The organism is Bartonella sp. MU70NMGDW (assembly GCF_042194085.1).
GTDB classification, from domain to species: domain Bacteria; phylum Pseudomonadota; class Alphaproteobacteria; order Rhizobiales; family Rhizobiaceae; genus Bartonella; species Bartonella grahamii.
This window is the reverse complement of record NZ_JBHIMK010000202.1, coordinates 1-2,182: the sequence shown is the minus strand read 5'-3', so window position 1 is coordinate 2,182 and position 2,182 is coordinate 1. Positions and strand designations below refer to the sequence as shown.

2 pseudogenes are annotated in these 2,182 nt (G+C 32.2%); one reads left to right on the top strand and one right to left on the bottom strand.

Features of this window, described 5'->3' with window-relative positions:
* Positions 1-1,755 precede the first annotated feature (1,755 nt).
* A pseudogene (locus tag ACFIKE_RS09725) lies at positions 1,756-2,090 on the top strand (Arm DNA-binding domain-containing protein); the annotation flags it as partial.
* Here ACFIKE_RS09725 and ACFIKE_RS09720 read toward each other — a convergent pair.
* Positions 2,063-2,182, bottom strand: a pseudogene (locus tag ACFIKE_RS09720) (type II toxin-antitoxin system mRNA interferase toxin, RelE/StbE family); the annotation flags it as partial. The pseudogenes ACFIKE_RS09725 and ACFIKE_RS09720 overlap by 28 nt on opposite strands.

Here is a 2,182-nt window from a genome sequence, read left to right as displayed (position 1 = left end):
CGGTTCATGAGAGGAATTCTTAGGCTTTTCTTATATAACTTTGCTTCACACGCCAGCCCCGCTTGTAACGTGTAAGTGAATGATTTTGATTAGTTCAACATGGAACAGATTTTAAATGAGAGAAATTTACGATATTCAAGATTTTAATTCAATAGGAATAACGCTAAATTATCATTATAAATCAATATTTTGAATATTTCATTTAAAAAATCTTTTATTGATACAAAAAGAACTTTATTGAGTGATTTTATTTTATAAATGAAAAAATTAGCTTTCTTGAATGTTTTGTATGTGAAAGATAAAGCGCTTGTTGTTAGATTTTCTTTGCATGCATCAATTTTCTCAAAACTGTTTGTTTAGAAGAACCAGCAATGGAAGTGTAAATAAATCTTTATAGATAGCGACAACACATCGTAAAGAAAGAATTTATTTTATTGCTATAATAGATTGTAAATAACAAAAAAATACACTCCGTTTTTTGTTAATAGTAAACGGATCAATATGATTATTTTTTTATAATTTTATATTAAAATTGGTAGCGTATTCTATCAGAAAAACTTGTCTCGGCTATACGTCTTTTAAAATTTTTTCTGAGAGTTTACATCAATATAGAGGGTTAAATTGTGAGATAATTGTGTATTGATGCTAAACTCACCTCTAACGGCAGAATCTGTCGGAGTAAGGTAAAAATGAATACCAATCTGTTTGGTATCATCAATATCAAAGTTTTTTAAGGAAGTTCACTTTCTCGTACAACGATGGGGTACGATCTTCTACGCTCCTAACAATAGTTTTTGTTAGATACCTATTTATCCGGATTAACTGGGGAGGCTGTTTGATTTAATTTTAAGATTATCAATATTAAAAGGCGTTAAAAATCAAGTCATTAGTACACAAATTATGTTTGTGGTTCAAAAGGTTAGTTCTCTGATTATTCTTTGCAAATTTTTGACAAATGATTGTTGAGGCAATTAACATTTTTACAGCATAACTTTAATAGTATTTTTTATAGAGATTTTAGAGATATTTTCTGTACAGATATCACAAGGGAAGAGTGTAGCCATATGAAAACACCGTTATGCTCTGTTATATTGTAAGCTATGATTGATTATTTATCCAGTGTGCTTTTTTTCATTTTCTATATCCTTTGGAGTGAATGAGAGTGGCTGTAGGTTCCCTATCTATTTCAAATGTGTAGTGATTAACTTTTCATTTTTCTAATATCATCTTTGCATGGACAGCTCTATGGCGCATATTAGCACCATATCTATATTCAAAGAGGAGCATAATCAAACGGTAGAGTTTCTGTACTTCCATAAGTGAAAAAGCAAGAAATCTTCTATTTTTTAAGATTTATTCTTAATGCTGTTATCTTTATATTATCTAAAAATACACTTTTTTAGCTTTATGGGCAAATTCGATGATGAATAGCTGCGCAACCCATGTGAAGAGGAGAAAAATTGTATTTAAGTGGAAAAGAAACCACTTCAGGAAAAAATGAATTTCATGTACGAAAAGGCAGCATACTTGGTGACATATTCTAGATAAAAACACCTTATATTTTTCTTGATAAAAATTAATCAATATATTGATTTATAATGATAATTTATCGTTATTTACATTGAATGAGAGTTCTGAATACCGTAAGATTCTCTCATTTCAAACTTGTTTATTTTGAATCAAGCAAAATCATTCTCTTGCACATCACAAGCGGGGCTGGTGCGTGGATAAAAACTGTACAAGAAAGGACTAAAAATGCCTCTTATGAACCGTCTGAATGCAAGGTCTGTTGCCACATTGGGGGCTGGAAAATATAATGATGGTGCCGGCTTGCTCCTTCATAAACGTAAAGATGGGGATCCTCAATGGCTTTACCATTATACCATTCATGGGCGGCCCTTGCGAAATGGATTTTGGTGCTTTAAGAAATGCCGCTTAAAAAAGCTCGTGAATTGGCAATCCAATGGTGTTCTGTTCTTCGTGATGGTTGTGATACCATTAAAGAACGTGAGAAACAAAAGCGTGAGGCAATGCGTAATCTCCATTCCGTAAAAGACATTGCTTTAGATAGTTTTGAAAGTCGTAAAAGCTCTAGTGTTTTGGCATCTGGCTTTCGATAGATCAAAACTAAATCGGGCTTTATGTGACAATCACGACAATTGCGCCACTGACCTGTTAGTGC